The following is a 26,051-nucleotide window of genomic DNA, read 5'->3' as shown; positions in this document are numbered from 1 at the left end:
CCCATGATGCTCCCACAGTCGGCCCGGTGGTCAAGCGGCTAAGACACGGCCCTTTCACGGCTGTAACAGGGGTTCGATTCCCCTCCGGGTCACCAGACAAGCAGCGTGGCGTTTTTCGCCCGCTTATATTGGACGCATAGCTCAGCAGGTTAGAGCGCTTGCTTCACACGCAAGAGGTCTTGGGTTCGAGTCCCGATGTGTCCACCAAGACAAACCGCTTACCTAAGCCATTCATGGCAAAGGTAAGCGGTTTTCGTTTTGCCTGAAAATACCCGGTATGCCTACCGTGTGCCCGTAAAACGATAAAATTATAATCGCAGCCAAATCAATAAAAGCGCGAAAATTGTAACAAAACCGGAGTAATTATTGAACATATTGTAAATATATGGGCTGTTCGGACCTATGTTAACCTCTATCTCACCGATTCCCCGCACCCCTCACACCATGCCCGTATGCGTGACTTCCCACGCTCCACATGCGCTACGCCGCCACAGATCAGGCAAATAAAAACGGCGTGACCATTTGACCGCACCGTTCCAGCGCTTCGGGCGCCGCCGTACAAAATTTCACTTCCCTGCTCATATCATAATCCGTAATGACACCCCTATGCAAAGTATAGCAGACAAGGGAATGGTGTACAAAGGACGTATACCTACACGTATGCCTATAAATCACCTTTTGCACTCCGTAGGCATATTCTTTTGTTCAATAGATGGCTTCCTTGTGTACTCCGTTTAAATTTTATTCATTCACACGCAAGAGGTCTTGGGCTCGAGTAGCTTTCGCTTTTCCGATTTGCGGATGGCATCCGCCTCGTCCAGATCAGGAAACAAAGCTTCCAGCTTTGAACCAAGCTCATCATATTCCAGGTATTTGCAACGCAACAGGGCGACATTCCAGCTAAAGCAGGCTCGGTGAAAAACCGGACTGTACCCGCAGTGTGGTTGTCAAATAAAATGCTCCAATGAAATCGGGGCAATCTGCAGACTATTTTCCCCGAACGCCTCCATCTGTTTCGCTGGGGCGGCAAAGCCGAACAGATAATCCCGACTGGTTCGAAGCATCACTTGAAAATAGGGTAAACGAGCGAATCTTACAGCAAATTGTCCACCCTTTTCAAAATCTGATATTTCCAATATATCATAAATGGAAAAGCCGAACTGAAAAAGCTTGCTCATTGCCTCCTTCGCGACCCACATGGCGGCGACCATGAAATCTCGCCCGTAGGCTCCGCTGTGCCGGTCAACCAGCTCCCTTTCGGACGGGCGCAAAAAACGATAAATCGCGTCGGTGTATCGAGAGGAAACCCTCTGGACATCCAACGCCGCACGAAGCCGGTGTTTATCCGAAACAAGTGCTGCGGCAAGCCCGTCGTCGTGCGTGATGCTTACCGAATATGCGCCGTTCGCCGTCAGAAAAGGCGCGCCATAACAGTCATTCAGCACGCAGGGTTCCGTGCTCAAGCCGCCGCAAAGCCTTGCGTAAGCGAGCCTGACACAAAATCTGCCGGACAGAAATTCAGCCTTTCGTTTGTCTATTGCATGCTCTATCAATTTTTGTTCCAAAGGATGCAGGTGCTTTTGATAAACGCTCTGCTCCATGCGAACGTCGCCAAATGAGATGCAGACGAATTCATACGATTTTTCCATCCTGTTGCCCCAATCCACACCGCCCTTTCACGCACCGTCCGATCAGGGCGCGTTCAGATCCCGGTTCCTTTTAAACACAAAAATAGCGACCAGAAAAAACAGGCTGGCAAACCCTGCGAGGATAAGAAGGTCGGGAAGCGTATTCAGAAACCGTTCACCCTTTTGCAGCGACGTGATGGCCTCCAGTGTCCAATACTGAGGGGTCAGCCGCGCAGCATTCTGCACGGCGTCGGGCATGATCGAAATGTTCATCAGACAACCGGAAATCATGCTGGTGGGCAAAATGATCAGCGTCTGCAGGCTGTTGGCCTGCTCGTGCTCTTTGCAAAAGGAGGCAATCAAAATGCCAAACGCGGTCGCGGTGCAGCCAAACAGAAGCAGCGTGAGAAACAGCTTCCAAAAAGCAACATACACTTCGATATGAAACAGAAACAGGATTGCCGCCAACGCGATAAGGATCTGCGCGCTGACAATGACAAGATTAACAAGAATATTGCCCAGCACGTACTCGGGTTCCGAAACCGGCGTGGAAATAACACGGTAAAACGCACCGCCGGCCTTATCCTCGATGATGAGCTCCGAAACAAAACTTGCACTGAACAACAGGAACATGATGAAAAGGCCCATCGTGCTGATGTTTTTGTTCCCGTTGGACGTGGTCTTGGGTACGCTGACCGTTTTGACCGAAACGCTTTCCCCGCTTTCGCCCGCCGCCCGGCCGACCTCGCTTTTCAACGTGGCGGATACCAGTTCCTCCATACCGCTGGAAGCCGACGAACCGTATTGATAGAACGTGACCTGCGGAACCGTTCCCGACTGTATCTGCCGGCTGAAGTCCCGGCCAACCGCAATCCCGTAATCAACCGTCCCGGTATCCAGCGCCTGTCTGAGCTGAGACGGCGTGTCGGAGACAATCTTTGCGTTCCCCACCTGTCCAAGCAGGTTGACAAAAGCTTTGCCGTAGCTTCCGTCATCCTCGTTGACAACGCCGACCGTGACGGTGGTGCTGAAAAAATGCGTCAGAAAAAATGCCGCCCCGGCAATCAGCACCGGCAGCAAAAGATAGAGAACGAAACTGCTTTTTTTTCGGAACAGGATGCGGAACATATTCATTCCGACGAGGAAAATCCGTTTCAATCCGCTCACTCCTCTATTCCAAAGATATCGACATTTTCCCGGTTTTCAGGTAAACGCTGACCAAAAACAGCAGCCCCAGCGCAAGATTAAACGCAACGGCGACGGCAGCGGCGTTCACACCGCTGCCGGCAATGATCTGGAACAGCCCCTGCATCGTCCAATACAGGGGGGTCAGCCGGCACAGCGTCAACATGCCGCCGCCAAAGTACCGAACGGGAATAAAACAACCGCCCAGAAACGACAGCACCAGCACCAGTGCGGTCAGGATCGCGGTGACATTGGTATCCTGTTTTGTATATGCGCCGACGAAAAACCCGAAAGCGGTCGCCCCGACCGTCTCCGTCAGAAGCACAAACAGAAGAAACGGAAGATTGCCTCCCCAGTCAGCCCCCATAAACGCGCTGAGCACCAGAAGCAAGCCGCTTTGCACGGCGGAGATGAGCAGGCAGCCGGCGATCTTGCCGAACAAAGTCAGATACAGACTGGACGGGGCGGAACGCAGCCGCAACACAACGTTGAACCGGCCGTCATTTTTCAGGGAATACATGGCGGAAAACGCGCCGTTGAAAATAATCATGACCAGGATGCCGACCGCGTAATAATCAATCGACGTTCGCGCCGGCAGGGAAACCGTTTGAATCGCCGCGTTCCCGTTCGCCGCGGACGACGTTTCCGTTCCGCCGCGTGCTGCAAACAGCAGCAGCGCGGGCCTGATCCGGTCCGAGACCCCGGAATAAGCGGGATTTTCATTCTCATAATAATAAACCTGCCCATTCCGGTACACGACAGCCGCGGCATATTTCATATATCCGTCCGCGCCGTAGATGTCGGAGAGGGAGCGAACCCGCACAAATCGTGCCGGGGAGGCCGCCTGCGTTTCCGCCTGAACGAACCGGTCGACGAAATCACCCTGCCCGGACGAATAATAGGCGATGGTGCCCGTGGCTGTTGACAAGGTGCGATTCGCAAAAAAGTTGGAAAACACAGCAGACAAAACAACGATCAAAAGTAGGGGAATCAATACCATATGGATCATGTTCTTTGTGTTCCGGATCATCATTTTGAACGTGGCCGCGGTGACGCTCCACACAACGTTCATGCCGTGCCTTCCCCCTTCCCGCCGTCTTCCGTCAGTGCCAAGAACGTACTCTCGAGGCTGATCGACTGGTTTTCAATATCGAGGATTTCTATGCGGTTGTTTGTAAAATAGGCAATGATGTCATTGATGTTTCTGCTGAAAATGTTGGTGCTGACCACCACTTTGTTTTTGCTGACGGTTACGTCGCATACCGATTCCAGGCGCAACAAAGCGCCTGGATCCACCCGTTCCGTGCTGGACAGAAAGAACGTGTAGGTATGCCTCGCGGTTATCTTCCGTTCCAGCTCCTTTTGGGTCCCCTCGGCGACTTTTCGACCGTGATCAAGGATCAGGATACGGTCCGCGATCTTTTCGACTTCTTCCATATAGTGCGTCGTGTAAATGATTGTGGAATCGCCTTGTTTCATCGTCAGAATGGACTGAAGGATATGGTTCCTGGAAGAAGGATCAATTCCGACTGTAGGCTCATCCATAATGATGAGCCTCGGTTTGTGGACGATAGAGCAGGCGATATTTAGCCGCCGCTTCATGCCGCCCGAAAATCTGCCGGGAAATTCATTCGCCACCTCGGACAGACCAACAAAATCAAGGGCTTCCATCGCCTGCTGATGCAGCTTCCTGCCCGACAGATTAAAAAGCGAGCCGAAAAATTTGGTATTTTCCAGAGCGGTCAGCCGTCCATAAAACGCAATGTCCTGCGGAACAAAGCCGATGTTTCTTTTAAAATAGGCAGGCTCTTTTTTCAAATCATGACCGTCGAAAAGAAACGTTCCGCTGTCGCTCCTGATCAACCCGGTTAAAATATTGATCGTTGTGCTTTTACCCGCGCCATTCTGACCAAGCAGGCTGAACACTTCATTTTCCCGGATGGAGAACGTAAGATGATCGAGCGCCATTTTTTTCCCATAATACTTGATAAGATCCACCGAATTTAACAAATCCATAGGATGGCTCCTTCTGATCGCATGATTATAAATGCTCCGGCACCCGTTTGGGCCGATCAAAATTACACTCTTTTACATATTATTTACAGAAGTGGGCAGGTTATTTCCTTACCAAGATGCTATAATAAACCTTGGTTATCGTTTCCAAGCGGTTTGCACAATCGTTTCCCCGCGAGCCCGTAAATAAAAAAGCTGCGCATGCCGTCCATTTCCATATCAAACTCTAGCATATGAAAGTCGATTATACAATACATAAAATACAAGTTTTTATAATATATTGTAATTTTTATGATATCGTGATACAATAATGTCAAATCCTGTCTTACGCTAGATAGTGAATTTGGATCATGCCTTCCAACAGATTGAAGTCGTGCGAGCAGGAGGCACGAACACAGAAAGGACGGATTGCTGTTGTTCGGTGTAAACAAAAAAGGCACGGGAACATTACCTGTAGGCGATTCGGAAACACAAGATGATATCCTGAAAATTTTAAGACAGTTTCTCGGTATACCCAAAATAAAGGCCACAGATAATTTCTTTCAGATCGGCTTGGATTCTATGGCTCTCATGGATGTTTTCAATCAATTGAAGCCGCAGATTCCCGAATTGAAACTGACGGATTTATTCAATTATCCGTCGGTTGAAAATTTGTCCCGTTTTCTTGATTCCCGCCGGTCTCTCGGTGCCGAACCGTCCGCGCGGGCGGTTTCCTTGCCGGCAGCATTTTTGGAAACGCCGGGCCACCGCGGATGGAAGCAATGGTCCATCCCGCTGGACGCGGCGGCCTATACAGGCGCGCAACATTCCTTGGGGACAATAGCCGTTTCCGCCTTTGGGTTTGCTCTGGCGAAAATGATCGGGGCTCCTAAAATCAATTTGCAAACCGCCACCAGCCACACAAACCGACTGACCGAAATTGAGCTGGATTTTGACGGCATCGCGTCTTTCGGCGCGCTGCACCAGACCGTGGCGGAAAAGTTGAGCGGAAAAGAGGAATATCCCGCTTCCGCGCTCCGGTTAAAATGCGCCGAGAACCCTCCGGCAGCCATTTTCCCGCTGGTTTATGACACCGCGCTGTTGGAAATCGACGGAGAACAACTGGACTTTTTCGCTCTTCGCTTGGGGTACACGGAAACCGGCTCCCAGGTAACGCTTGATCTCGAATATAATACAAACGTGCTGAACAGCGCCATCATGGAAAAATTTTATCTGGCGTTTGAAAAAACAATGACAAAAATGCTGCTGCACTGAGCGGGAAGTAGTGACAACATGAACAGCTTGTTTGAACTGATCGATTTTGATGACATCGAGACAAAAAAGCCCGAGGCCGACAAAAGCGCTCCCGGCGAGAATCATTCCGCCGACGAAATCGCCATCATTGGCGCGGCGGTGAAACTGCCTCGCGCGGACAACCTGCGCGAACTCTGGAATAATCTTCTGTTTGGCATCAGCGCCTGCTCGGACTTTCCGGATCAGCGGTACCGCGATATTGAAAACTGGTTCAAGTGCCGCAATATCCGGCTGACCCCGCAGATGTTTAAGAAGGGAAATTATCTAACGGATATCGACAAGTTCGATTATGATTTTTTCGGCTTGTCGGCGGACGACGCGAACATGATGGACCCGCTGCACCGCCTGTTGCTGGAAACGTTCTGGAACTGTCTGGAAGACGGCGGCTACTGTATGCAGAAGGTTTCAGGCACGTGCACCGGTATCTACGTCGGGTTCAACAACGACGACATCGAGCGTTACTCCCGAATGCTGCAGGAAAAGCGGGTACGCTTCACCATGGCCACGATGGAGAACAATCTCTCCTCGATTCTGGCAAGCCGTCTGTCCTACCTGCTCAACCTGAAAGGTCCTGCCATGCTGATCGACACGGCGTGCTCTTCCTCGTTATGCGCACTGCACATTGCCTGTCAGGGCCTAAAAAACGAAGACTGCGAGATGGCGCTGGTCGGCGGCATCAACATCGGAATGGTTCCAATCAAATACGAAGGATTCCGCGTCGAATCCGAGTCCGACACCCTCTCTCCGTTTGACGATTCCGCCGATGGAACCGTCTGGGGGGAGGGTGTCGTTTCGTTATTGCTCAAGCCCCTCCGATATGCCGTCCGCGACCGCGACCATGTCTACGCAGTCATCATCTCCAGCGCGATCAACCAGGACGGCATGTCGGTCGGGATATCGGCGCCGAACGCCGTGGCACAGCGGAACGTGATGGTAAATGCATGGGAAAAAGCCGGCATCAATCCGGAAGAGATTTCCTACATGGAAGCGCACGGGACGGGCACCAAGCTTGGCGACGTCATTGAGATGGAAGGGATCCGGCAGGCCTTTGAACGGTACACCGACCGCAAGCAGTTCTGCGGTATTGGCTCGGTTAAGGCAAACATCGGACACATCGAAGGCGCCTCAGGGCTGGCCGGCGTCGTCAAGCTGATGCTTTCCCTCCAAAACCGGGTGATTCCCAAAACAATTGCATTTAACCGACCCAACCACAGTATCGCGTTTGAGGATTCCCCGGTTTTCCTAGTTGATAGGTTGACACCGTGGGAAAGCACCGGCGGGCGAAGGACCTGCGGAATCAGTTCCTTCGGCCTGAGCGGGACAAACTGCCACGCGGTTTTGAGGGAGTTTTCCAAGGATGCTCCGGTTTCTCCTGAACCGGCGGAAAGCGCCCCATATCTGTTGGCCGTTTCCGCAAAATCGGCGTATTCGTTCCAACAGTTGCTTCGCGCGTATGCTGAGCTGCTTGTGGAGAATCCGGCCATTGACCTCGAAAGCATGTGTTACACGGCCGGATACGGGCGGGACCACCATCGATACCGTGCCGCCTTTGTTTTTACACAAAAGCGGGAATTGCTGGACGCTCTGAAAAGTGCGTGGAACGGGGACGCAGCCCGGTTTGATACAAACGGGCTACTCCGTTCGGAGGAAAAAGAAGCGCTGGACCGGGAAGCGGACCGTCTTGTTTTGGACGCCAGCCAAAAGCGAGGCGGGGAATGCCATCAAAGCTATCTTGACATTTCCCGGCTGTATTGCCGGGGCGCCGCGGTCAACTGGAAACTGCTCTATAAAAACCGGGCGGTGAAGACGCTTTCCCTGCCGGTCTATCCCTTTGAGCGGCACCGCTGCTGGATCTGATTCGTAATGAGAGGAAGTGCATCCGTTGCATCACATTGACTCCTATTTGCTCAACCACAAGGATAGCCAGCAAAGCATGTCCTTTCTCTACGGACATGGCGAAACGGTCTGCCTCACCTACCGGGACCTGTACCTTCGCTCTGTCCGCCTCCTTCACTACCTGCAGGAACACCGGCTGATGAAGGGTAGCCGACTGATCTTCCAGTTGGAAGACCCCTGCGCATTTGTCCAGGCGTTTTGGGCATGTGTGCTGGGCGGTGTGGTCCCGGTTCCGATCCCGGTGGCGAAAAGCAGCCTTGATTTTTCGCGGCTGTTTAACATCTGGCGTCAAACCGGCCGCCCTCTCATCCTGACGGACAAAGCCGCGCAGCGGTTTATCCACACCGCTTCCGCAACCGCAGGCAAAGCCGCCTGGCGAGAGGAAATGGAAGCCGTCTGGATGACGCTGCCGGAGGAACTGCCTGATAAGACCGGCGAACTGAATACGCCCGACGATGAAGACATCGCATACATCCAGTTTTCTTCCGGCTCCACAGGCGACCCAAAAGGCGTGCTCCTTTCCCATAAGAACATGTGCACCAATGTTGAAGCCGTTAAAAAGGCAGGACGGATCGGCGGGACGGATCTTGCCCTGAGCTGGCTGCCGCTGACTTTCAACATCGGTCTGATCGGCTTTCATCTGATTCCGGTGGAGTTGGGGATCGACCATACCATCCTGTCGCCCGAGCTTTTCATCCGGGATCCATTGATCTGGATGGATCAAGCCAATCAAAGGCGCACGACCATTCTGTCGTCCCCCAACTTCGGGTTGGAGTATTTCCTTCGCCGCTTTTTGACGGCAGACAGGCGATTTGACTGGGATCTGTCCTGTGTGCGTCTGATCTTCAACGGTGGCGAACCTATTTCCAGGTCGGCCTGCACAAAATTCCTGCAGGCGCTCAAACCGTACGGGCTGCAGGAAGTCGCGATGCGCGATGTCTATGGCATGTCGGAAGCGACCCTTGGCGTCAGCTTTGCCCCGTGCGGCGAAGCGCCCATCTTTGCCGCCGTTGACCGCAGGCAGCTTTCGGTGGGTCAGCACGTTCGGGAGGCGGAAAGTCCAAACGACGAGGGAACCTCCCTGTTCTGCGACTTGGGTTACGCGCTGGACGGCTGTGCCATCAAGGTGTGCGACGCCGACTACCGCCCACTGGCGGATGGCACGGTCGGCTATGTTTATGTAAAAGGCGATTCCGTGTCGAATGGATATCTGGACCGGGCGCTGGACGGCGTGTTCCGCCCGGACGGCTGGCTGTATACGGGAGACATCGGTTTCCTGCGCCGGAACAGGCTGGTGCTGACCGGCCGTGCAAAAGACATGCTCATTGTCCGCGGGCACAATTATTACTGCAACGACCTTGAACGGCTGGTTTTGGAAACCGTCGGGGTAAAATGTGCCATTGTCATCCTGCAGGATCAAGACAGCAAGAACGACGAGTTGGCTGTTTTCGTGCAGGTTCCGGAACCATATGAGAAATACGCATCGGCCTTCCAGCGCGTGGAACATCTGTTTTTGCAGAACATCGGGCAAAGACCGAAGTCTGTCCTGCCGGTCGAGCGGCTTCCCGTCACGGGCAGCGGCAAGGTCGATAAGGAAACCCTGAAAAGCCATTATCTACGCGGTGCATTTCAGACGCTGGAAGCAAACGTCGCGCTGATGCGGGAGCAAACCCCGTCCACCCTGACGGAAGGCTTTAACGACACCGAAAAGCAACTCGCGGAGATCTGCGCGCAGATCCTCCAAACAACGGATATCGACAAAGACACCAGCCTATTCGATCTGGGCGGCAACTCTACGCAACTGGTTGAGATTCAGCGGGAAATCGAGTATGCGTTCCCTGGCCTGTCCAGGCTGACGGACCTGTTCACCTACCCGACCATCTCCAAAATGGCGGCGTTTCTGGATCGACAGCATGCGGACCCCATCGGAAGAGTCCATGCCCCGAGACTGACGCGAACCGCTCCGTCCGCCCCCACCGCTCCCCGGATGTTTTCTGTCGATTGGACGGAGCAGGAATGCGCCGGGCATCAACAGTACTGCAGCCTGCATCGCCTATCTCTGGAGGCGTTCCGGGTCGGGCTTTTTGTCTGCATGCTTCCTCTGGAAACCGATTGCGAAACAGCCGGCCTAAACGTGATGCGGCCGGACAAACGCATCCGTCCGGTGCATATCAAGCTGTACGAATCCAGAGATGTTTTGGATGCCCTCCAGTCCATAGCGGCGCAGTTGTCTGAGGAAGACGGGGCCTGCGCGCTTCCGGAGGATGCGGCGCTCCGGAGATTTCCTTCGGATGATCTCTCCCTTTTGTTTTTACCGGACGGCGCGGCGCCCACTCCCCCGGAGGAACTGTTGGATACGTTTGACGTCGTCGCGGTGTCCGGTCCTTCCTCCATCCGTTTTTTCTGCAACGCCTCGAAGGTGGACTGCGATGCCTTTAACGCCCTGACAGACGGCTACCGGGACGCAATCTGCCAGCTTCAGCCGGACGGCTTTATGAGGGTATCACATGAATATTAAACAGCTCCGCATGCTCAACCCCGGCGGCACCCGCCCCGCCGGTCCGGAAAACCGGGCGGACGACGGGATCGCCGTGATCGGCATCGGCCTGAACATGCCGTTTGCCGACACCCCCGATACATTCTGGGATCACATCGAAAACGGGATCGACTGCAATCGGCCGATTTCTTCCTACCGGAAAAAACTGTGCCCGCCCGTTCATCAGGCCAAACCGGCGGACGCCTTTCATTATGCCTCGTATCTGGAGGAGATTGACGGATTCGACGGCGCATTCTTCGGGCTGACGCCCCGGGAAGCCATGTTGATGAATCCGGCGGAACGCCTCTTCCTGGAAACCGTCCAGCATACGCTGGAAGACGCGGGCTGTGTCGTAGGGAGCGAAAACCGCAGTGTCGGCGTTTTTGTCGGGCTTTCCAGCGACATCGAGTGGGCAAAATACCGTGAGTTGGTCCGGCAGACGGAGCCGGAATACATGAGCAGCGGCATCGAAGGCCTGTACGCCCCCATGGTCGCCGGATACGCTTCATATTACTTTGACCTTCACGGTCCGAGTCAGATAACGGATACGGCGTGTTCCTCTTCTCTCGTTGCCCTGCACAACGCCTGCACGGCGATACGCGGCGGGGAATGCGACATGGCGCTGGCCGGCGGCCTGCGCGTCATGACCCTGCCGGTAATTGACCCCAATTACCGGTTTGGGATCGAATCGAGCGACGGCTTCACCCGCAGCTTCGACGCGGGCGCGGACGGCTCCGGAACCGGCGAGGGCGTCGCGGCGGTGCTTCTCAAGCGGCAGAGTGACGCGGTGCGCGACCGCGACCACATTTACGCGGTCATCCGGGGCAGCGGCGTCAATCATAACGGCCGTTCCATGGGGGTGACCGTGACGAGCCCGGAGGCGCAGGGCACACTTTTATCCGAAATCTGGCGGAAAGCCGGTATTGATCCGGAGCAGATTGGGTTTCTGGAAACACACGGCACCGGCACGCCTTTGGGCGACCCGATCGAAATCGACGGCATCGCGAACGCGTTCGCCCGCTTTACGGACCGCAAACAGTTCTGCGCGATTAGTTCGGTCAAAACGATGCTCGGCCACTTGTACGATTGCGCCGGCATCACCAGCCTGATCGAGGCGGTGCTGGCACTGTCCCGGCGCAAGCTCCCCCCCCTTGTCCATTTCAACCGGCCAAACCGGGCGCTCGACCTGATGGATTCCCCCGTGTACATCAACACCAAATGCCGGGCATGGGAATCGGACCATCCCAGGCTGTGCGGCGTCAATTCTTTCGGCGTGAGCGGCACCAACTGCCACGTCCTTCTGGAAGAAGCCACCCCTTCTCCCGCCCCCGCGGCGGTCCCTGCGGCGCTCCGCCTGTTCGTGCTGTCGGCCAAAACGGAATGCACGCTGAAACGGTATTGCGACGACTACCTGGCCTTTTTGCGGGCGCACCGGAATATCTCCGTGGACAATCTGTGTTATACGGCGGCGGTCGGCAGGAAAGCGTACGCCTGCCGGTTCGCCGCATGTGTGGACAGCGTCTCTGCCCTGTCCGCGGCGCTGGACCGCTTCCGGTCGGGCCGGGCCGACGGATCCTTTTTCTGCAACACGCCGGGGATAGCCGGACCGACCGGACTGGACGGCGGCGGCTCCGAACTGGAGCGGATCGGCAAGCTGTACTGCAGCGGCCGGACGATCAACTGGACAGATGTGTTTTCCGGGGGAAGCTTCCAAAAACTTTCGCTTCCGGTCTATCCTTTCGAACACGTTCCTCTGTGGCCAAAACTGATGTCGGGCGATCACCGGGAATTCTATTTCCGGTTCGCCTGGCGGGAGCGCGCGCTCGCGCGGCAGGAGACGGCGCAAAAGCAGCCCGTCCTGTTCTGCTCGGACGGATCGGCACAGGCGGAGGCGATTCGCACGGCTCTGGTAGAACGCGGCGTACACGCCATAAGCACTCGCTTCTGCAAACGGTTTGAAAAGCGCGCGAACAGCGAATACAGCCTCGGAAGCTCTGCGGAGGATTCGACCGCTTTCCTGCGGGAAATGCAAGAAGGCCGGTGGAAAAAAATCGTATTTTTCCGGGCCTCGGAAAAAAGCCGGATGGCGCGGGAAACACTCGACGCGCTGAAAGAAACCGTAGAGAACGGGTTGTATCGGATGCTGTCGCTGGTCAAAGCGATCGAGAAACAGGACGTTTCGCAAAAGGCCGAGTTTATCGTGGTTACAGACCGGGCGGAAGAGGTCACCGGAGAGGAAACGGAGCTGCACCCGGAAAACGCCATGTATAGCAGCCTGGGCAAAACGGTCAATCAGGAATGCTGCCGCGTCAAATGCCGTGTCATCGACCTGGACGAGCACACTTCGCCGGCAGCCGCGGTGGATGAGATCCTGTTTGGCAAGGACCAGGCGGTCGCGCTGCGGAACGATCGACGGCTGATCCAGCGGCTGGAGCCGGTACACCTGCACAAAACAGAAAACGGAAACGACCCGTTCCGGGAAGGTGGGGTCTACGTCATCACCGGCGGCAGCGGCGCTCTGGCGGCGCATGTGGCAAAATGGATCGCCGCCCGGCGCGGTACACATCTCATTCTGATCGGCCGCTCCCCCATCGATCCCGGCCATCCGGCGGCGGGCGGCAGCCAAGCAGCGCGGACGCTGGAAACCATGGAAGCCATCCGCGCACTGGGCTCCTCGGCGGAATACATTCAGGCCGACGTGGCCGACGAACGCGCGGCGGCCGAAGCCTTTGACCGTATCCGGCGGACTTACGGCCGTCTGAACGGCGTCATCCACATGGCAGGGATCACCGGGAACCGGATGATTGTCAACATGGAACGGTCCGATTTTGAAACGGTGCTCGCCCCGAAGGTTTTCGGAACATGGAACATCGACCGGTTAACCCAAGGGGACGACCTGGACTTTTTCCTTCTGTTTTCATCCGGCGTTTCGTTCATCGGAGAAACAGGGCTCGCGGCTTACGCGGCGGCCAACCAGTTTCTGAACAGTTTCGCGCAGTGCCGCCGGCGCACGCGGTCCGTCCAGGCGTTCGACTGGGTGGTGTGGGAAAACCAGCGCATGATGGATGGCTACAGCAGAAACGTAGACGGCTGGTTCGAGCAGATTCGGCCAAACGACGCGCTGGCATGCATGCGGGAACTGATGCCGCGCCGCGAAAGCGGCCTGCTGATCGGCCGGTTGAACCGGAAGAACCGGTATGAGAAATCCATGTTCTCCCATCTGCCGTTTGAAGTGAGCGAAGAAGTGCAGCGGATGGTGAGAATAACGGAACGCGCCGCCGCCCCGGACCATACGGAAACGGGTCGGCGGGCCGCTTCTCCTCACCCCGCCGACCCGCGTACCATCGAGGGCACGCTCACCGGCATTTTCCGTGAGGTACTGGGGTATCAGGAAATCGATATCCACGACAACTTTTTCGACCTGGGCGGCAACTCCATCCTGCTGAAAAAGCTGCACCAGAAAGTGGACGAGGCATTCCCCGGCCAGGTGGAGGTCGCGGACTTTTTCGCCTATACCACCGTCTCCAAAATGGCGGCGCATCTGGCCCAAACCGCCGGGCCGGCGACGGCGACAATGCAGGAAGCAGAGAAACCGGACGACAAGCTGTTGGAACTGATCGACAGCATAGACAGCGACAGCGACGTGGACGCGATCGTTGCACAGATCGAAAATATGTGAGCGCCCGCCGCCGGGAAAACCGACTCCAACCGCCCGATGCACGGACGCGGCCGGACCGGAGCACGACAAGCAGATTCGGGAGGGACCACGATGAAGGAAATCTATAAGCAAATTGCGCAGATGATAAAGGATGGCAAAATTGACAAGGGCAGCGCGGCCTTGCTTTTGAAGCAGCTTCGCACCGAGGAGAAAATCCGGAGCCGGGCAATTGCCGTCATCGGCATGGCGCTGCATTTTCCCCATGCCGATACCCCGGACGCATTCTGGAACGTTCTGCAAAACGGCATGGACTGCATCACGGCATTTCCGAAAAACAGAGAAGCGCAGATTTCACACTATGTCTCCAGCGTGTTCCATCTGGACGAGCCGGATTATCAGTCGGGTGGATTTCTCGGCCACATCGACCGGTTCGACGATTCGTTTTTTCATATCTCCCCCAGGGAAGCGGAACTGATGGACCCCAACCAGAGGCTGCTGCTGCAAACCGCCGTGGAGGCCATGGAGGACGCCGGGTATGGCGGCACGCAACTGGACAACACGAAGACCGGCGTCTACATCGGCTACGCAAACGTGCTGAAGGACAGCTATCAGAACATCATTTTCCATGAACGGCCCGACCTGATCCCGCAGTCGATCATCAACAACCTGTCGGCCGAGTTGCCCAGCCGCATCGCGTATCTGCTCAACCTGAAGGGCCCGACGATGGTAATCGACACCGCCTGCTCGTCGTCGCTGGTGTGCATCCACACCGCCTGCCGGGCTATCCTGAACGGGGACTGCGAGCAGGCGCTGGCCGGCGGCATCAAGCTGCAACTCGTGCCGGTGAACCACGAATCTTACCGGGTCGGCGTGGAGACCGAAAGCGGACGCACGCGGACGTTTGACGATCAGGCGGACGGCGCCTGCATGGGCGAGGGCGTGGCCGTTGTTTTCCTCAAGCCGCTGGAAAAGGCCGTGTCGGACGGCGACCACGTTTACGCGGTCGTCAAGGGCAGCGCCATCAACCAGGACGGCAGCACCATCGGCATCACCGCACCCAACCCGGAGGCGCAGGCGGAGGTGCTCGCGGCGGCGTGGCAAAACGCCGGCATCAATCCGGAAGCGCTGGATTATATTGTTTCGCACGGCACCGGCACCAGGCTCGGCGACCCTGTGGAGCTCAAGGGGATCCGCGCCGCCTTTCGGCGCTATACCGACAAAAAGCAGTTTTGCGCCATCGGCTCCGTTAAACCGAACGTAGGCCACTTGTTTGAATGCTCCGGCGTTGCAAACCTGATCGCCGGCATTCTGGCCCTCCGGCACCAACAGATCCCCCCAAGCCTCCACTTCCAGCACCCGAACCGCACGGTCGGGTTTTGCGGCGGGCCGGTGTATGTGAACACGAAGCTGCGTGACTGGAATGTGGAAACCGGGGAAAAACGGCTTTGCGGCATCAATTCGTTTGGATTGAGCGGAACCAACTGCCATGTCGTGCTGGAGGAAGCGCCGGAACCCGTCGCTGTTGCGTGCGGGGCGACCGAAGGCCCCCGCGTTTTCACCCTGTCGGCCAAGAGCCGTGCCTCCCTTTCCGCACTGCTGGACAGCTACCGGCGCTTCTTTGCGGACGGAACGGCTCCGTTCGACGCGGCCTGCTACACCTCCAACGTCGGGCGTGGACATTACGGGTACCGAATTGCTCTGCTCGCGGACGACATGCGGGATCTGCTGCGAAAAATGGATCGCATATCCGCCGGCGCGCCGGGGTCCGTGCCGGACAGCGGCTTGTTTTACGGCTATCATCAGCTTGTACCCGCGGGCGTACACGACGCGGGTACGGTGACCGAAGCGGAAATAGCGCGGCAGGACGAACTTGGCCGGGTGCTCGTGGAGCGCCTGGCGGCCGAACCCGGCCAGGAAAACGGCGCCGTGCTCTACCGGCAGCTTTGCGAGCTGTACGTACAAGGTGCCCACATCGACTGGCGTCCGCTTTATCCGGAGGACGCCCGCCGGAAAATCCCGTTGCCCGCCTATTGTTTCGACGGCCGCCCGTGCTGGATCCCGGCGAATCCACAGGCCAAAAGCCACAGCGACGGTTTTTTCTCCGTGCGGTGGACGCCAAAGCCCATCGCGCCGACCGCGCAGGCCGGCAGCGCCGTCCTGGTGTTCGCACGGGAAGAAAGCCCGGCGGCACAGCAGATCGTGCGGGATTTGTCTGACGCCGGGAAGACGGTCACCCTGATCGTGCGGGGCGACGGGGCGCAGCAGGCGGAGAAAACGTCTGCCAACCACCTTTTCGCGGCACCCGGCGACCGCGCGCGTTATGAAACGATTTTCAGGGAGACCGCACCCTCCCATATCCTGCTGCTCCTTTCCCCGCCGGAAGACGACACAGCACAGGCGGCCGGCCTGTCTGTTCTGCTGAGCCTGGTGCAGGCCATCGGGCGGGAAGCGGCCGTTCAACTGCTCTTACTGGGCGACTATGTTTATCCCGTCACCGGGGACGAACCGTATCGGCACCCGCAGAACGCACCGCTTTTCGGATTCCTGAAAGGGGTGGAGCGGGAATATCGGAACATCCGCTGCCGTGCCATCGATGCCGACACGGATTTTGACACCACCAGGCTGCTGGAGGAAATGGCGGCCCCGGATGAGTTGCCGGTCATTGCCTACCGCGGCGGCAGGCGCTACGCGGAACAGTTGACGGAAAGCGCCCCCGAGCGGTACCCGGCCTCCGGTATGCAGATCCGGGACGGCGGCGTCTATCTGATCACAGGCGGCACCGGTGGGATCGGCCTGGAAATGGCACGCTTTCTTGCCGAAAAGAAGCGCATCGTGCTTATTCTGGCTGGGCGAACGGCTTTGCCGAACCGTTCGGAATGGGATGCACTGGCGGAGCACCCGGACACCGGCGCGCCCGGCGAAAAGATCAGACGCATCCGGGCGCTGGAACGAACCGGTGCGCATGTCCTGACGGAGTGCATGGATGTTTCCGACCCGGCGGCAGTACGGGCCTGCCTGAGCCGCGTCAAGTCGGCGTTTGGGCGGCTAGACGGCGTTATCCACGCTGCGGGCATCGCCGGCAATGCTCTGCTTGAGGACGAGACACTGCACAATACGCTCAGTGTACTCAAGCCCAAGGTATCCGGTGCCATGAACCTGCTGCACGCCGTTCAGGACGAACCGCTGGACTTTTGCCTGTTCTTTTCGTCGATTGCCACAGTGTTGCCGGCACCCGGACAGGCGGGCTACATCGCGGCGAATGCGTTTCTCGATGCCTGCGCGGGGATGAAGGCCGGCAAAAGCGCAGTCGTAAAGGTCATCAACTGGAGCACCTGGAAAGAAACCGGCATGGCGTTCCGCCACCATGTGAACATGGATACAATTTTTGAATCGCTGCCCACCGAAACGGCGCTGGCGTATTTCGACGCGGTCTGGGACAGGGCGTTTGACCGGCTGTTGATCGGCAGACCCAACCCCAAACTCATGTTTTTAATGGAGAAAGAGCCCATCCTGCTCTCCGAAACGATCGACCGCGGGCACGTGAATCGCGAGGCCGCCGCGGCTGTGCAGACGGTGCGGCCTGTCCTTGCGCGTGCAAACGTGCAGGGAGCACCGGAGTTGCTCGGAAAATCGTCCGATGCGTACACGCCCACCGAGCAGAAGCTCGCTGGATACCTGTACAGCACCCTCGGTTTTGACCGCGTGAATGTGTACGATAACTTTTTTGAGATGGGTATGGACTCCATCTCCATTGTCCGCCTGACGGATGAGATCAAAAAAGATTTTCAAATCAGCCTGGCGTTTTCCGTCTTTCTGGACAATCCAACCATCTACAATGTGGCAAAAGCCATTGATGTCGGCGCGGGCGTCCGGACGGAGAAACCGGACACCGTGGTTCCTCCGTCCGGACACGGCGACCATTTCCAGGCGTTCCCGCTGAGCAAGGTACAGGCTTCCTATCTGTTCGGCAGAGAAAAAAAGTACGAGCTGGGCGGCATCGCCACACACGCATACATGGAAATCCGGACCGAGCGCGATATTCCACGCCTAAACCGGGCGCTGCGCAAGCTGATCGAGCGCCACGACATGCTTCGGGCGGTCATCCTGCCGGACGGCACACAGAAATTCCTCGAATCCTGCCCGGACTACAGCATCCGTTGCGACGATCTGTCGGGTTTGGGCGCGGAGGAGGCCGGCCGGCATGTCCAGGCCCTGCGCGACCGCATGTCGCACCGCGTTTACCTTGCCGGTGAATGGCCGCTTTTTGAGATCCGGGCCTGCCGGATGGACCACAACACCAACCTGCTTTTTATCAGCATCGACATGCTGATTGCCGATGCGGTCAGCCTCGAAATCATCATCAACGAGCTAACCGAATATTATGAAGACGAAACCCTCTCCCTTCCGCAGCTCCAGTATTCGTTCCGGGATTACCAGATTACGCTCGCCCGGCAGGCGGACTCGCCGGAATATGCCCGCGACAAAGCATATTGGCTGGAGCGGCTGGAACTTTTTCCGGATGCTCCGCGGCTGCCATACCGCACGGCGCTGTCCGCGATCAGCCATGTGCGGTTCCGCCGTTTGGAACATCTGTTCTCAAAGCAGGAAACCGACCGCGTAAATGAGCTGGCCCACCGGCACGGCGTAACGCTTTCGGCGGCGCTGTGCTGCGCGTACGCGTTCATACTTTCGCTGTATTGCAACCAGCGGTCGCTGGCGATCAATCTGGCCACCTTTAACCGAAAGCAGCTCCATCCGGAGGTTGACCAACTGGTCGGAGACTTCACGTCGGTCATTCTGCTCGCGACGGAGCTGGATTTTGACCGGGATTTCTGGGCCAACGCCCAGCGCCTGCAGTCCACCATGATGGAAGGACTGGAGCACAGGCTTTATGAGGGCGTCGAGTTTATCGGTGAGCTTGCCCAAAAAAACGGGACGCCCAACGCCGCGGTCATGCCGGTCGTGTTTACCAGTATGCTGTATCAAGGCGCCGGTTCTTCCATTGGAAAACTGGGCCAAATCACGTATGCCATCAGCCAGACCTCTCAGGTCGTCCTGGATAACCAGGTACGGGAAGTCGACGGCGCACTGCAGTTCAACTGGGACTATGTGGAAAGCGCATTTGAACCGCAGGAAATCGAAAAAATATTTGACGGCTACATCTCATATATCCAGTCGGTTGCCGCCGGCAGGATCGACGCGCCGGTGCTGAACGAGGACGACCGGCGGCTCATAGAAGCATACAACCACACGGAATGGGCCTGCGCGCCCGCCTCTCCGGCGGAGCTGTTTGAAAAACAGGCCGCCGCGCGCCCCGAGGCCACCGCCGTGATCTGCGAGGGTGAACGGATCACCTACGGGGACCTGGACGCCCGGAGCAACCGCCTCGCCAACTACCTGAAAAGTCACGGGGTCAGCCGAGGCAACACGGTCGGCATCCTTTCGGCAAGGCAAATCGAGACCATCGTGAATATTCTGGCCGTTCTGAAATGCCGGGCGGCCTACGTTCCGATTGACCCGGGCTATCCGAAATCGCGGTGCGACTACATTCTGGAAAACAGTTGTGCCGACCTTTTGATCGAGACCGATTTTTATAAAGAGCACGACGTCGGGCAATATCCAGCCGACCGTTTGCCGGAGGCCTGCGTCCCAGACGACGTTGCCTACCTCATCTACACTTCCGGAAGCACGGGCAAGCCCAAGGGCGTCATCATTTCCAACAAGTCGGCCTGCAACACGGTCTTGGATATGAACCGTAGGTTCCACGTTACGGAGCGGGACATTTTTCTCGGCATTTCCTCCCTGTGCTTTGATCTGTCCGTCTATGATGTATTCGGCGCGCTGTCGTGCGGCGGGGCACTGGTGATGGTGCCGGATCAGCATGACATCGGACATCTAATTGAGACGGTCGCGCAGCAGCGCGTTACCATCTGGAATTCGGTGCCGGCGATCATGAACCTGGCTGTGGAATTCTGCGAAAACGATCCGGACGCGCGGCTGAGCAGCCTGCGTCTCGTCCTGCTGAGCGGTGACTGGATTCCGCTGAAGCTGCCGGACAGAATCCGGCGGCACGCCCCCGACGCGCAGACGATCAGCCTGGGCGGAGCGACGGAGGGCTCCATCTGGTCCATCTACTATCCCATCGACGCGGTTGACGCCGGCTGGCGCAGTATCCCATACGGCATGCCCCTCGCCAATCAGACGATTTATATCGTCAGCGGCGACGGCCGGCTCTGCCCGGTTGCTACGCCCGGCGAAATCTGCATCGGGGGCATCGGCGTCGCAAACGGCTACGCGAACAACGAGGCCCAGACCACAGCTTCCTTTATTGCGCATCCCCAGCTCGGGAGGCTTTACAAAACGGGCGATTTTGGAATACTTACGTCGGCGGGCTATGTGGAGTTCCTTGGCCGGCGGGATGCACAGGTCAAAATCAACGGGTACCGCGTCGAGTTGTCCGAGGTGGAAAAGTGCATCGAGGGGCTGGCCGGCGTGGAGGCCGCCAAAGCCGTGGTACTACAGGGCAAGGGCGGCAGCCATGTGATCGGCGCGTTTGTCAAGGCGGGCCGGGACGTGACCGCGCAGGCCGTGCAGCAGCACGCCGCCGCGCATTTGCCCCGGTATATGGTGCCGACCACCATCTCCATCCTGGAGGCGTTCCCGCTCACATTCAACGGCAAGGTGGATGTGAAGAAGCTCTCCGCAACCGTGGAACCGGAACAGCAAACCGTGCGGGAAACCGGCGCTTCCAACCAGACGGAGGAACGCCTGATCCGCATTTTCAAGGAAACGCTGCATCTGGAGGCCGTTGGTATCCACACCAGTTTCTTCGACATGGGCGTCAATTCCATTCAGATCATTCAGATCGCCAATAAAATTCATACGGTTTTCAACAAGAAGATTGCCTTTAAGGACTTCATCGACAAGGAAAACATCAGCGAGCTGGCATCGCTGCTGCAGGATACCGAGCAGGCCGCCGAGGACGAGGTAACCTACCGGAGCGTCGCACCCGATCTTGCCAACCTCAACGAACCGTTCCCGCTCACGCAGGTGCAGACGGCCTACCTGATGGGCCGCGAAAAAATATTCGAACTGGGCGGCGTCTCCACGCACGGGTATGCCGAAATGGAAAACGCACTTGAGCCGGACCGCCTGAACGCCGCGCTGGAAAAGCTAATCGCCAGGCATCCGATGATGCGCATGGTCATCCTCGAAAACGGCATGCAGCAGATTCTGAAATACGTGCCAAAATACAGGATTGAAGTCGTGGACCTGCGCGGGCTTCCGGATGAAGAAAAGCAGCAGCGACTGATGGATGAACGCGCACGGATGTCGCACTACATTTTCGATCCTGGAAAATGGCCGCTGTTTGACCTGCGCATCTACCGGCTGGAAAATGCGAAAAACGCCATGTTTGTGGGGTACGACCTGCTGATGGCGGACGGCATGAGTATCCAGGTAATCAGCAGGGAGCTGATGGCGTATTATGAGCACCCGGACACCGACCTGCACCCGATTTTCTTCTCATTCCGCGATTATGTGCTGGCGCTCGAAGATTTTAAACAAAATTCGAAAACCTATCAGAGCGACCGGGCGTATTGGCTGGAAAAGCTGGAGGATTTCCCATTTTCACCGGCTCTTCCGCTGAAAATGCCGCCCTCGGAGGTGGAGCAGCCGCATTTCAGGCGACTGAGCAAGGTGTTCGGCCAGCGGGACTGGTCGCGCATCAAGGAATTTGCCGCGAGCCAGAGCGTAACGCCGTCTTCCCTGATCTGCTCCATTTACGCAAAGGTTCTGGCGTTTTGGAGCAACTCCAACCGATTTGCCTTGAACCTGACCGTATTCAATCGATATCCGTTCCATGAGGATGTCAACGCCGTCATCGGGGACTTTACTTCCGTTTTGCTGCTCGATATCAGTCTGAATCCCGGCCACACACTGGTGGAAACCGCGCAGCAGACGCAAAAGACGATCATGAGCGCGCTGCAGCACCGACACTATGAGGGTGTCGACTTCATTCGCGACATTGCCAAGCGCTACAACCTGGAGAGAAAGGCTATCATGCCGGTCGTGTTCACCAGCATGATTTTCGGCGAAATGGACCATCCCGAGCCGTACCGCAGCAAACTGGGCAAAATCGAAATGAGCGTCAGCCAGACCTCGCAGGTCTACCTCGACAACCAGGTCTCAGATTCCGGCAACCAGCTGACGATCACCTGGGACTATGTGGAAGAACTGTTTGACCCGGATGTCGTGGCAAAAATGTTTGACCAATACACCGGCATGCTTACGCAGATTTTGGAAGGCCCCGTCACCGGCAGCATCGGCGTCGATCAGGATGCATTCCGGCAGATTCTGGACTACAACCAGACCCAAAAGCCCATGACGGAAACCACCCTGGCGGAACTGATGGAACGGCAGGCCGCTCTGCATGCGGAACAAATCGCCGTGATGTGCGAAGGGATCTCTGTCTCCTACGGCGAACTGTCCCGCAAGAGCAACCGTATTGCCCGGTATTTGAAAAGCAAAGGAATTGCGCGCGGCGCCTTTGTCGGCGTGCTGACGGCGCGACGGATTGAAAGCGTCGCCAACATTTTGGGCGTTTTGAAAGCAGGGGCCGCCTATGTGCCGATCAACCCGGATTATCCGCAGAAAAGACGTGAATATATGTATGACAACTGCGGGTGCTCGCTGCTCCTCGTCCCGGATACATACGAAGAGGAGCAGTTGGAACGCCTGGACGACTCCGCAATGTTGGACGGCAGGCCGGAGGATGTCGCTTATGTCATTCATACGTCCGGCAGTACGGGAAATCCAAAGGGCGTCGTAATCAGCAACCAGGCGGCCTGCAACACGATTTTGGACATCAACGAGAAATTTGGAGTCAGTGGGCAGGATCGTATATTGGGGATATCTTCCATGTGCTTTGACCTGTCGGTCTATGATCTGTTCGGGGCGTTTGCTGCGGGCGCGACGCTGGTCATCGTTCCGGACCAGCGGGATATCGCACATCTGCTGGAACTGGTGGAGCGCGAAAAAATCACCGTTTGGAACTCTGTGCCGGCGATCATGGAGCTGGCCGTCGGGCAGTTGAACCGCGAAACCGGCGCGGAACCGCCCCGTATGGTACAGGCGGCGGCGCGGCCGTCCGCCATGGCGCCCCGGGAGAACGAGCTGTACTACTGGTCCCCCGCCGTCCACTGGACCGAACGGGATGGGCATATCATGGCGGGCGATTACGTCTGCCCGGACGAAATGGCCAAATTGATGCCGGCGTTTTATTTCAGGGCCCAAGCGGGCGCAACGCTTGCGGAGCTGGCTCAGCTCTACGGCGCGCAGTCGGACTCCTTCCCGCATTTTCTCAAGGAACTGACCGAGCACCGGGTGCTGGTCAACAGCATCCTTCCCCCGGACGAAATCTTTGCGCAGCAAAACAAAATGTTTGTCAATCCATATGCGGAAGATATTATTTACAATTATGAAGCAAACCTTCGCTTCAAGGAAGAGCAGCTCAATCGGACGGTGGTGCGCGGCGGAAAGCCGGTCACTTTCCCGAATCGCTACCAATACCCGCCCTCCATTGCGAACAGGAGAAGCGTGCGCGATTATGATACAGAGCGCCCGGTGCCATTTGATACGCTGTGCGCGTTTCTCTCCGTGATGCACCAGAATGTGGAAGACCGACACTATCAATATTACTATGCGAGCGCGGGCGGGCTTTACCCCATCGACATTTATCTCCATGTGAAGCCGGGACGGGTTGAAAATCTGGAACAGGGCATTTATTATTACAACCCTGTCGCCAATTCGCTGCAACTGGTGGAGCCAAATCCCACCCTGACGGAAGCGGCACATTACTACACGAATAAGAAGATTTTCAAAAGCTCCGCGTTTTCGGTTTTCTTCCTTTACAATGCGGGCGCCAACATGCCGAAATACGCAGGGAAAGGTTACTTCTATGCGATTCTGGACGCCGGTATTCTGGCGGCGACACTGACGCACACGGCGGAGCTGATCCATCTTGGGACCTGTTCTATCGGCGATATGATGTTCCGCAAAGTAGAAGCGGACTTCCATCTCAACTGCAACCAGGTCTGGGTTCACACCATGGAGGTCGGTTTGAAAAAGGCGGAAAACGGCACGGCGCCTGAAATGATCGAAACGATCACGGTGAACCGGCTGGAGTCCGGGCCGGCTGAACAAACGGTTGAACAAAAAACGGAAGAGACGCCCTCTTTTCGAGCGGGACAGTGGGACGCAGCCAGCCTGCGGCTAGTGCTGTTGAGCGGCGATTGGATCCCGCTCCACCTGGCCGGGCAGATCAAAACAGCATGCCCGAACGCGCAGATTATCAGCCTGGGCGGGGCAACCGAGGCGTCTATATGGTCTATCTATTACCCGATCCGCGCGGTAAAGACGGAATGGAGCAGCATTCCGTACGGCATGCCCCTCGCCAACCAGACCATTTACATCATGGGGCTGGATGAGGAACTCTGCCCTATCGGCACCCCGGGGGAGATCATGATCGGCGGAGCGGGTGTGGCCGAAGCGTACATCAACGACGAACAGAAAACGCAAGCCGCCTTCGTCGTCCATCCAAAATTGGGCCGGCTGTACAAAACCGGGGACTACGGGATCTTCCGCCCGGAAGGGTATGTGGAATTTCTTGGAAGAAAGGATTCCCAAATCGAGATCGGCGGCCATCGCATCGAGCTGGGCGAAATCACCGCCAATCTGGAGCAAAACCCCAACACTGCAAAGTGCGTTTCCGTGCCGTATACAGACACAAACGGGATTGAGCAAATATGCTCGTATGTCGTGCTGAAAAACGCTGTCCTGATCAGCGAACTGCGCGCGTATCTGAAAGAACGGCTGCCGGATTACATGGTGCCCGCCCGCATTCTGGAGGTCAACGAGATTCCCCTGACCGATAACGGAAAGCTGAACACGAAAGCACTGCCCGACCCCAGGCTATTCGGACGGGAGACCGCCTCCTACGAGGGCCCATCCACCGAGATCGAGCAAAAGCTGGAAGCAATCGTCGCGCAGTATGTCGGCACGGGGAAAGTCAGCGTCACCGACGATATTTTCGAAGCAGTCGGAAACTCCGTCATCCTGATCCAGATGCATCAGGAAATCGACCGCATGTACCCCGGAATCGTCAAAGTCGTCGATCTATTTAACAGGCCCACCATTCGCCAGATCGCGGCCTTTATTCAGGAAACGTCAGCACAGCGGCACAAACGACGGTATCCCCCCATCTGCCTGCCGGAGAACTGGTTCGTTCCGAAAAACGTTGCGAAGCCCTGTCAGGCCGACATCGCCATCCGGGAGTCGCAATACGCCGCGCTGGCCCGCGCCGCCCGGCATTTCAGCACACCCATCGGCACATTGGTTTTCATCTCGTTTGCCTACGCGCTGGCGGGAATGACTGCCCAGGAAACACTTCACCTGCCCGGCGTCATTAACCGAACCAACCAAATGGAACTGTTTGAAATCGATTTTTCCGGCAAAAGCAGCTTCTCCGAGCTGCTGGAAGACCAGCAGGCCGTTAAAATCGTGCAGACAGGCCCGTTCACAAATCGCGCGGACGATTGGGTGGACAAGGGCAAGTACGCAATTGTCCCGCTCGTCTACAACAAATCCCTGCTCAACAGCAACGTCGCGTTGTCCGAGCAATATGACCTGTGCCTGGCGTTTGATGAGAACAGCGGAACGCGCGAGCTCTCCGCGGAGATCCGATCGTCCAGGCTGGCGCCCGAAAAACTGCGTTCGCTTGTCGGCGTGTTGGGCAAAACGCTCGAGCTTTTGACGAAAGAAACCGCACTCTGACGGGTGCACA

At 56.8% G+C, this 26,051-nt stretch carries 9 protein-coding genes, 2 tRNA genes and 1 pseudogene; 8 read left to right on the top strand and 4 right to left on the bottom strand.

Annotated elements, in window-relative coordinates; all coding sequences use genetic code 11:
• The first annotated feature begins 20 nt into the window (after positions 1-20).
• Positions 21-95: transfer RNA gene (locus ETHHA_RS01430), tRNA-Glu, on the top strand.
• 35 nt (positions 96-130) lie between these two features.
• A tRNA-Val gene (locus ETHHA_RS01425) sits at positions 131-207 on the top strand.
• A gap of 740 nt (positions 208-947) precedes the next feature.
• Here the strand turns inward: ETHHA_RS01425 and ETHHA_RS01420 are convergent.
• The 4 genes from ETHHA_RS01420 to ETHHA_RS01405 are packed head-to-tail and all read right to left on the bottom strand — an operon-like array spanning position 948 to position 4,829.
• The gene (locus tag ETHHA_RS01420) at positions 948-1,649 is read right to left on the bottom strand and encodes a 4'-phosphopantetheinyl transferase superfamily protein (protein WP_041686583.1); all 702 of its coding nucleotides are present in this window, start codon (positions 1,647-1,649) and stop codon (positions 948-950) included.
• A 42-nt stretch (positions 1,650-1,691) separates the two neighbouring features.
• Positions 1,692-2,786, bottom strand: a complete 1,095-nt coding sequence (locus ETHHA_RS01415; RefSeq protein WP_013484242.1) for an ABC transporter permease — start codon at positions 2,784-2,786, stop codon at positions 1,692-1,694.
• 13 nt (positions 2,787-2,799) lie between these two features.
• A complete protein-coding gene (locus ETHHA_RS01410) occupies positions 2,800-3,885 on the bottom strand; it encodes an ABC transporter permease (RefSeq protein WP_013484241.1) in 1,086 nt (361 codons plus the stop codon).
• Positions 3,882-4,829, bottom strand: coding sequence for an ABC transporter ATP-binding protein (locus ETHHA_RS01405; protein WP_013484240.1), 948 nt, complete (start codon positions 4,827-4,829; stop codon positions 3,882-3,884). Before ETHHA_RS01405 ends, ETHHA_RS01410 begins: the two co-directional genes overlap by 4 nt.
• 405 nt (positions 4,830-5,234) lie before the next feature.
• Here ETHHA_RS01405 and ETHHA_RS16280 point away from each other — a divergent pair.
• The 6 genes and pseudogenes from ETHHA_RS16280 to ETHHA_RS01375 all read left to right on the top strand — a co-directional run.
• Positions 5,235-5,480, top strand: a pseudogene (locus ETHHA_RS16280) (acyl carrier protein); the annotation flags it as partial.
• Positions 5,481-5,540: 60 nt separating this feature from the next.
• Positions 5,541-6,080 carry a hypothetical protein gene (locus ETHHA_RS15965; protein WP_242822082.1) on the top strand — a complete coding sequence of 180 codons (540 nt, stop codon included), beginning with the start codon at positions 5,541-5,543 and terminating at the stop codon, positions 6,078-6,080.
• 18 nt (positions 6,081-6,098) lie between these two features.
• The gene (locus tag ETHHA_RS01390; RefSeq protein ID WP_013484237.1) at positions 6,099-7,976 is read left to right on the top strand and encodes a type I polyketide synthase; all 1,878 of its coding nucleotides are present in this window, start codon (positions 6,099-6,101) and stop codon (positions 7,974-7,976) included.
• A 25-nt stretch (positions 7,977-8,001) separates the two neighbouring features.
• Entirely contained in the window at positions 8,002-10,533 is a 2,532-nt protein-coding gene (locus ETHHA_RS01385) for an AMP-binding protein (protein ID WP_013484236.1), read from the top strand.
• Positions 10,523-14,230 (top strand): type I polyketide synthase, encoded by a 3,708-nt coding sequence (locus tag ETHHA_RS14225; RefSeq protein ID WP_013484235.1) that lies wholly within the window; start codon positions 10,523-10,525, stop codon positions 14,228-14,230. Before ETHHA_RS01385 ends, ETHHA_RS14225 begins: the two co-directional genes overlap by 11 nt.
• Before the next feature lie 90 nt (positions 14,231-14,320).
• Positions 14,321-26,041, top strand: coding sequence for a non-ribosomal peptide synthetase (locus ETHHA_RS01375; protein ID WP_013484234.1), 11,721 nt, complete (start codon positions 14,321-14,323; stop codon positions 26,039-26,041).
• Positions 26,042-26,051: the final 10 nt, after the last annotated feature.

Source organism: Ethanoligenens harbinense YUAN-3, from assembly GCF_000178115.2.
Lineage (GTDB): Bacteria > Bacillota > Clostridia > Oscillospirales > Ethanoligenentaceae > Ethanoligenens > Ethanoligenens harbinense.
The sequence above is the reverse complement of the archived record's forward strand: the minus strand, read 5'-3'. Positions and strand labels throughout refer to the sequence as shown.